We start from the raw sequence: 8,824 nt of genomic DNA, 5'->3' as shown, positions 1-8,824 counted from the left end.
TGGGGAAATGGGGAAATGGGGAAATGGGGAAATGGGGAAATGGGGAAATGGGGAAATGGGGAAATGGGGAAATGGGGAAATGGGGAAATGGGGAAATGGGGAAATGGGGAAATGGGGAGTGGGAATTATGAATTATGAAGTGGGGAATGGGGGAGTGGGGGAGTGGGGAGATAGGGGAATTTCAAGTAAAACCCCAACACCCTAAAACCCTAAAACCCCAACTCTCAACTCCTGACTCCTGACTCCTGACGATTAAAAAAAGAGATGACTATCGGGTTGAATATTAATTTCCATGGGGACGGCTTGGGGTTCAGCATTCATGGCAAAATAGATAGCATCGGCGGCAGTTTGAGCAGTTAACATTTTATTGCGATCAACTTTTAAGCTCACCTGATCCCAAAAAGGAGTATCGACACCACCAAAATAGAATAAAGTCATTTTAATACCATAGCGTTTTAACTCATCGGCCAAACATTTACTAAAACCCACCACCCCGTACTTAGAAGCACAATAAGCGGCAGCCATAGCCATAGAATGCTTACCCAAAATTCCCACCACATTACAGATATGACCGGCCTTATTTTCCTTCATCACATTAGCCGCAGCCTGACAGGTATAAAAACTCCCCTTCAGATTGAGGTCGAGCATTTTATCTAAATCTTCCGGCGTGATTTTATTATATTGTTTCATCACACCGGCCCCGGCCGCATTAACCAACACATCCAACCGGCCGTAATGGGAGACAATTTTTTCCATCAAAGTTTCCACCTGAGTGGGATTGGTGATATCCGTCGGCACAATTAACGAGGGACAAGACAACTCACCAGCTAAATTAGATAAATTATCGGCATTTCTGGCCACTAATACGAGTTTATGACCATTAACAGCTAGTTTATGCGCTAAAGTGGCACCGATACCCCCCGTAGCACCGACAATCAGGACAACTTTTTCGCTCATAATTATTTACAATCCTTTACAAATATTATTGTAAACTGTTCCGACGGGAAAATCATCGCTAGTCCCAACCCCTTGATTAAGGGTTAGCCAACTTCTGATAGGATAAACCGTGACAATGTAAAGAAATTTTTATGACTGTACTGACCGAAGGAATCGCGCCCCACGGTGGGCAATTAATTAATCGTATTGCTACCGCTGCCGAAAAAGCCGAATTTCTGTCCCTAGCTGAAAAACTACCGCGAGTTTCCCTAGATGAACGATCGCTCTCGGATTTAGTTATGATTGCTATTGGTGGTTTCAGTCCCCTCAAAGGCTTTATGGAACAGGACGACTACGAAAAAGTCGTCGATGATATGCGTCTAATCAATGGTTTACCCTGGGCAATTCCCGTGACTCTTTCCGTTAGCGAAGCAGTGGCGGATCCCCTTAAAGAAGGCAACTGGATTCGTTTAGATGACAGCGAGGGCAACTTTGTCGGAGTCCTGGAACTAACCCAAAAATACCGTTATAATAAGGCCCACGAAGCAGTTAACGTCTATCGCACCGACGACCAGAAACACCCCGGGGTAAAAGTCCTCTATGAACAGGGAGAAATTAACCTCGCAGGTCCAATATGGTTACTTCAGCGCGATCCTCATCCTCAGTTTCCCAAATATCAGATCGATCCTCTGCAATCGCGCCAAATGTTCCACGAAAAAGCTTGGAAAACAATTGTCGGTTTCCAAACCCGTAATCCCATCCACCGGGCCCACGAATACATTCAAAAATGCGCCCTAGAAGTGGTAGATGGTTTATTCTTGCATCCTCTTGTCGGCGCTACCAAAAGCGATGATGTGCCGGCCGATGTGCGGATGCGTTGCTATGAGATCATGATGGATAAATACTTCCCCCAAGATCGCGTTATTCTGGCTATCAACCCCTCAGCTATGCGTTATGCTGGCCCCCGGGAAGCAATTTTCCACGCTATTATCCGCAAAAACTACGGTTGTACCCATTTTATCGTCGGTCGTGACCATGCCGGAGTCGGCGACTACTACGGAACCTACGATGCTCAGTATATCTTTGATGAGTTCGAGCCGGGGGAATTGGGAATCGTGCCGATGAAGTTTGAACACGCTTTCTACTGCACCCGCACTTCGGGAATGGCAACCACCAAAACTAGCCCCAGTTTACCGGAAGAAAGAATCCACCTTTCGGGAACGAAAGTCCGGGAACTGCTGCGTAAAGGAGAATTACCACCTCCAGAATTTTCCCGTCCGGAAGTGGCTGCCGAATTAATCCGGGCTATGCGAGGGTCATGAACATAACTAGGCGAGAATTGATCCAGCAGACAGGTTGGGGGTTGCTGACTTTGGCGATTAGTCAAGGGACCCTTAACCGTCATTTGGCCGCTCTCGCCGCCCCTAATCCCCGAAAATTGGCTCTTTTAGTCGGTATTGACCAGTATGGGGCGAATATTCCGCCGCTGCCTGGTTGTCTTACCGATGTGGAGTTACAAAAAGACCTTCTCCGTTATCGTTTTGGCTTTCAGGATGCTGATATAGTGACTTTAACGGGACAACAAGCCAGTCGAGAAGCGATCGAATCGGCTTTTTTAGAACACCTGATCGCCCAAGCCAGGTTGGGGGATGTGGTAATTTTTCACTTTAGCGGTTATGGCAGTGTTGGGGCCCGAAAAGAGGTTTTTATTGCTGCTGATGGGGCAGAAAATGCTTTACTTAAGGAAAATATCCTGCTGATGGCTCGCTGTCTAGCTACGGATAAGTTTAGCTTGATTTTTGATAGTAGTCATCTCCCCCAACCTCAGCCCTATCTCGGTAATCTCCGCATTCGTTCCTATTCTAGAACCATTACTGATCCTAACCCCGCCGAATTAACTTTCGCTGCCGATATTAAAACCCGTTTTAACCTCAAAAATAAGCCTAGTAACGGCGTTATTCTCGCTGCCGCTAAACCAGAGCAAATCGCCCTGGAATTGAGCGGTAATAGCCCCAATGCTGGCTTATTCACCTATGATCTCACCCAGTATCTCTGGCAAGCTTGCCCCAGTCCGACAATTGCGATCGCTTTTCCCCATCTCCGTAATCTTGTCGCTAGTCACAGCAGTGAACAACAGCAGCCGGCAATCCTAACCAGTAATCAAAAAAATAATTCTGCGGCAACCTATCATACAACGTCAGAAACGTCAAGGGGGGGCGCAGCAATTGTTACAAATCTTATTGATGAACGCACCCTAGAAGTCAATCTGGTCGGCCTGCCCTTAGAAATCCTAGAAAATTACGGAATTAACTCCTGTTTGAGCTTTATTGAGGCGACTGGGGAGGAAATCAGCCTACAAATTCTCTCCCGTCAGGGTTTAAAAGCGAAAGCGCAATTATTATCCCCGGCTGCTTCCCTAGAAATAGGACAGATTCTACAGGAAAAATTGCGGGTTTTTCCGAGTCAAATCGGCTTAATCGTCGGTTTGGATAGTAACTTAACCCGAATTGAACGGGTAGATGCCACCAGTACCTTTGCCAGTTTGCCCGATGTGGCCGCCGTGGTTAACATTGGTGAACAAACGGTAGATTGTCTCTTAAGTCGAGTTGGTGGCGAAGAAACTGGCAATTATCAGTTATTATCTGCCAATGGCTCCCTAATTATCGGTAGTTTAGGGGCGGCCAACGAAGCCATTAAATCGGGGATCAAACGACTGCAACCGCAACTAGAAACCCTGCTGGCCTGCAAATTGTGGCACTTGTTGATCAATCAAGAATCCTCTGGTTTAGCCGTCATTGTCACCCTAGAAAGCCTCGATCAAACCTATATCTCGACGCTCCAAACCCAAAAAATTGCGGGTAGCAGGGGGACTAATACCACCAAAAATGACTTAATTCTGCCCGTCGGGACGGAAATTCGCTATCAAATCGAGAATCAAGAAGAACAACCCCTCTACGCAATGATCCTTGTCCTCAACAGCGATCGCCAACCGCTTTTATACTGTTCCTGTTCAGAAACCCCCGATAATTTCAGCAATTCCAGCCCATTGGCCCCCTTTGTCGTGGCGGCCAAAACCAAGGCCACCATCCCCAATGACCGCCAAGGGCATTGGAAAATTAGTCAACCCAAGGGCATCAGAGAGAATATACTGATCCTCAGTCGCCATCCTTTCCCGAACACCTTGACCCTTCTCAATGCCACTCAAAGCCTCAAGGGAGAAGCAACCCAACTGCTCACCCTGACTAACCCCCTAGAAATAGCCAGAGCTTTCTGGAGCGATCTAAAATTAGATTTAGGTCTAAAAATGGATAATTCTGGCAGTGTAATTGATGAATACGCCTTTGATCTGGGAACTTGGTCAGGTTTCCGGTTTATTTATCAAGTTATGGACTAAATCGATAGAATGATTCTATGGAATCCTTGAAAAGAAAAGGTTAAAATCCTAACACAGCTACCCCTAAATTTCCCGATGAATCTTCTGCCCCGGACAACCCAAAGCCGCCTCAAAAAAATTCCACAAATTCCCAGTGTTTGGGAAGGAGATCGTCGTGCTTTATCCTTATCCGAGAGAATGCCCCGGGCCACCCTAGAACCAAATCAAGAAAGCGGCGGCGAGTGCGTGATCTGGGTGGATGGTAGCGAGGGCTGTGTACGCGCTATGGAAGTAGTTTCCCCCGAAACCGGGCCCGAGGCCATGGTGAGAACCTTAATCCGCGCCATCGAAACGCCGCAAAGTCCCGCCCGGCCAGCTAGACCGAAAAAAATTATCGTCCGCGATCGAGAAACACAGTTTTTTCTGCGCGGGGTACTGCAAGATCTCGATATCACCATCGATTATGTCCCCAGTTTGCCCCTGATCGATGATCTCTTTCGTGGATTCGACGAATTCCAAAATAACCGCCCCCCGGCAATTCCTCCCGCTTGGCAGTCCGCTTTAGTAAAAACCGCTCACGAAATTTGGAAAGCTGAACCCTGGTCCTGTTTAGCTGATTACGATATTTTGGAAATTAAGCTCGATCGCCCCGATTTCCCGCATCTTTACGCCTGTGTCATGGGAATGCTCGGTCGGGAATACGGAGTCATTCTCTATCGTTCCCTAGCATCTCTCAAACAATTCCGGCAGGCCGCTTTGGAAGAAAAATCGATGGAAAGATTAGAAAAAGCCTTTCTTTCCCAAGATTGCTGGTTTTTAAGCTACGAATTGGCCGATGATGATGAGGACGATGATGAGGATGACTACGATCTGGCCTCGGCTCCCCCTTCCCAGATCCATCCAGTTTTCGGCAGCGTGCATCCCTACGAAGGTATTCGCCCCTATTTGGATGAAGAAGAAGCAATCACGGTGTATTTAGCTTTAATAGCTCTGTTGCGCTTTTTTAAAGGCAATCAATCCGCTTTATCCGAAGAACCGATCGGAGAATTACAGCGTCGTTTTCGCATTCCTCTCGATCCCGAACAAGCAAAAGGGGAATCCGTGGCGGTGACAGTGGCCACGATGCCCGATCTATGTGCGGAATTTATGCAACTCTTAGAGGAGGAGGACGAGGATGATGATGATGATGAGGAAGAATCCGTACTCAAGGAAAATCTAGTCCCCGATAATGCACATCTGAGTCTGGGAATGGTTCCCTGGCAATTATTAGATAAAATTCGCAGTCGTCCGAAAATCCATTATCAACCCCAGTCCGTACCCACAAAAGGGGAGGGTTTCCCCGTGGTCATGATCCAGACCTCCCGACCGAAAGCCAAGGAAATTATCGAAAAAATCGAACAAGCTGGCGGTTTGGCGGCTATTGGTTTTAACCCCGGCGAAGATCCCCTCGAAGATACCCGTTATGATCTGGGGATTCTGAAAATGGCTAACGGTGATCTCTATCTATTTGGGGAATTCGAGCAAGATGATCCCGACCACCGTAATGCGCGCCGCAATTGGCAAAAACGCATCAAAAATACCGAGGGTTATTGTGGTTTGATTATTGCCATGGGCGTAACGGGTTCCTCCTGCGGTAATCCCCAATTAAACGATATGTTAGCTCTCTATGAGGCAAAATCGATCAATAGTAAAGATTTAGACTTGGGAGTTTTGACTCTTATGCCTCACTTTGGTTAATTTTAACGAAGGCAGCGGCGGCTCTTTTTCAGTGAACAGTAATCAGTAATCAGTTTGCTTGGCAAATTCATTGACATACTCCCACCGTCAAGCTGCGCTATGAAGTGTAGAAATATGCCCATGACGAATCGATTTTTACCGCCGCGCATGGGCAGAAATTCCCTTAATGGGTAGGTCAACTTCGATCAGTCGTTTAGGGTAGGTCATCATGGTTAAAATTCTACAATCTCGTTAAAAAATCCCACTCCTCAAACCAAGTTGAGCGATCAACGCATTCTAATAAAGCAATAAAATCCTGCTCAATATTAAACGCTATATTATGAGGGCTGATCACCTGATTGATAATTGCTTGAACGTCATCTTTTTTGGCATACTTGTAAAAATCCCGTGTATTCAAAATTTGATTGAAATAGTTGCGATAAGCAGTTGATAACTGAACATCATTTTCTGGAATTGACCTATCATTTGTACCCAACATATCATCACTCTTAAGCTTATCCCGAATAGAGCGGCATTGATAGATGATTTGTTCAAATGCCTTATCATCATTGAGTAATTGCTGTAATTTGGGATTCATATAGTTCAGATAGGCTTGTTTAAGACCTTGAGCAAGACTTACGGCATCCACTGAAATCGAATTTTGCTGGCGACTTAACCACAGAAAAAGTAACCTACCCAATTTATAAAAATCTGTAAATAAAATAGATTCAAACGTATATGAACTTGGGATATAAGTTGGCAAATCAAACCGATTATTTAAATTATTTATAATTAGATTTTTATGTTCGTCATTTAAGAAATCTCTATCAAAAATTAACACGGATTTTTGCCATAAATTTTGCTGATTTCTAATTAACTGAAATATCTTTTTGTAACTAGGTAAATCCTTAAAAATTTGAGAGACTCCACCCATCACCCAGAAAGAATATTTTTTTGTATTTATACCAATAGTATTCTTTTGTAATAACGTATAAATTGCTTTTGCATCATCCTGACCTTCGACAAAAATGATTTTATCCGCTTCAACGGCATTAATAAAATCTAAACCATTGCTATTCCCTAAAGAACTAATAATAGGATTTAGCGCAGAGGGATAAATTCCTTTAAAGCGTGGCTCTACGAAAAGTTCTTGTCGAGATAAAGCATTATAATTATATTGAGGTCTATTTTCCAGATGAAATAATTGATGTAAAGAAACCTGTCGAATTAAACTTTCATTATGAGTTGTTAAAAAAATTTGTGTTGTCTCAGAGAATCTAAGCAGTGTATTGATTAGCCGACTCTGTATGTCACGATGAATATGACTATCAGGCTCATCAAAAAGAATTAAATTGAGATCATTTCTTTGCCCAAAAGAATATAAATTTAATAAAATTACAATAATCTGTATTGTCCCACTTCCCAGTAAAGAAATATCTTTTTCTATATCACGATTATCAATTTTGTAATTAATAATAACTTTGACATCATCCCGAAAATCACTAGAAGTAAAAAAGCTAACCTCTGCACTAGGGCTATCAAAGAGAATATACGACAAATCGCGCTTAAATCTCTCATACAATTGAGGAGCTGCTTGATCACTATGAAGAGTGTATAGACGATTACGAATGACTTCAACCGATTCTCGCTTTTGAATTGCTTCTAGTACCTGCGGAGTAGTTAAAAACCTCTCATCCGCTCTAATCGTAGCAACAGGAGAAGCAAAAGAACAGCCAATTACTTTAGGAAAATTATGAAATAGTTGGTTAAACTGAAAAAAATCAAAATCTTGACGATTTAAAAATTCTAGCTTGTAGCTGTTGCCATGGGAATTTGTAATTGAAAAACCAATCTTTAATAATGGGTTTGCTCTTTGCTCAGAAGATATATCTTGAAAGATAAAAATTAATTCAATTTTTTGACTTTTATCGCACTGATAAAATAAGTCATCAATATTAGAACTACGAACCGTTTTTATATCTGTGTAAAGTAAATACTGAGTATCTTTAAAAACATAATGCCCCGCTCGATAACGTTCAGGTTTAGCACGAATTGCTTGGTATAACAAGAAGTTAAAACACTCATGCCAAAGAGCGATCGCCTCTAGTAAATTGGTTTTTCCTGAATTATTAACCCCAGTAAAGACATTAAAATCAGGATCTAGATCTACGGTAACATCTTGAAAAGACTTAAAATTTTTAATCTGAATTTTGCTGATCTTCATTCCCGTTCATCCTGCCGTAGAATTGCCTCTAGTCCAAGCTGATAATGTTCAATGCTTGTAACAGGTTGCCGTCCTAGCGTAACCGCATCTCGAATGACATAAACTTCCGACATTGTCCCACAGTTAAACACCCTATAGAGCCAATAGTCCCGCTTTAATCGTTCGGCTGTTTTATACTTATCCCTGATGCTAACACAATTTGGAAGTAGGTTAGCCCAATTAAATCTAATTAGGGAGCAGTCTCGTAGGTTGGTTTGAGCGAAACAATACTTAGGAGAAAACCTATTAATTCGATTGAAAAAGCGAAACCCAACCACCTCAACGCTTACGGCTTAACTCTCAGAGTAATTGGCTGATAGCATTTTTATTTATTCGTGGCAGGCATCCTACTCGCCTCTCCCCTTCGCCGGACCGGGGTTGGGGGTGAGGGTAATTACTCACCGTTCGCTTAAATTGAAGGGGTAAGGTGGGCAAAAAAGGTTAAAATCCTTGTGTAGTCAAGTGTTGGCCAACAAGGAGTCGAGCAATTACGTCACAAACACAGTCAGAACGAATAGATGATCTCCCTCTAATTA

General features: G+C 43.5%; 5 protein-coding genes and 1 pseudogene. 4 read left to right on the top strand and 2 right to left on the bottom strand.

Annotated features, from left to right (window positions below):
* A pseudogene (locus O9324_RS05660) lies at window positions 1–205 on the top strand (hypothetical protein); the annotation flags it as partial.
* 47 nt (window positions 206–252) lie between these two features.
* On the opposite strand, the gene O9324_RS05655 reads toward O9324_RS05660, so the two are convergent.
* Window positions 253–957 (bottom strand): SDR family oxidoreductase, encoded by a 705-nt coding sequence (locus O9324_RS05655; RefSeq protein WP_288139679.1) that lies wholly within the window; start codon window positions 955–957, stop codon window positions 253–255.
* Window positions 958–1,088: 131 nt separating this feature from the next.
* Here O9324_RS05655 and sat point away from each other — a divergent pair, with 131 nt between their 5' ends.
* From sat to O9324_RS05640, 3 genes are all read left to right on the top strand, one after another.
* Window positions 1,089–2,258 carry a sulfate adenylyltransferase gene (gene sat / locus O9324_RS05650; RefSeq protein ID WP_288139678.1) on the top strand — a complete coding sequence of 390 codons (1,170 nt, stop codon included), beginning with the start codon at window positions 1,089–1,091 and terminating at the stop codon, window positions 2,256–2,258.
* Complete coding sequence (locus O9324_RS05645; protein ID WP_288139677.1) at window positions 2,255–4,330, top strand: caspase family protein; 2,076 nt, start codon at window positions 2,255–2,257, stop codon at window positions 4,328–4,330. Before sat ends, O9324_RS05645 begins: the two co-directional genes overlap by 4 nt.
* A gap of 75 nt (window positions 4,331–4,405) precedes the next feature.
* Window positions 4,406–6,046 (top strand): DUF6930 domain-containing protein, encoded by a 1,641-nt coding sequence (locus O9324_RS05640; protein ID WP_288139676.1) that lies wholly within the window; start codon window positions 4,406–4,408, stop codon window positions 6,044–6,046.
* Window positions 6,047–6,266: 220 nt separating this feature from the next.
* On the opposite strand, the gene O9324_RS05635 is transcribed toward O9324_RS05640, so the two are convergent.
* A complete protein-coding gene (locus tag O9324_RS05635) occupies window positions 6,267–8,249 on the bottom strand; it encodes an ATP-dependent nuclease (protein ID WP_288139675.1) in 1,983 nt (660 codons plus the stop codon).
* Window positions 8,250–8,824: the final 575 nt, after the last annotated feature.

It is taken from the genome of Microcystis sp. LE19-84.1B (genome assembly GCF_027531875.1).
Classification (GTDB): domain Bacteria; phylum Cyanobacteriota; class Cyanobacteriia; order Cyanobacteriales; family Microcystaceae; genus Microcystis; species Microcystis panniformis.
The sequence above is the reverse complement of the archived record's forward strand: the minus strand, read 5'-3'. Positions and strand labels throughout refer to the sequence as shown.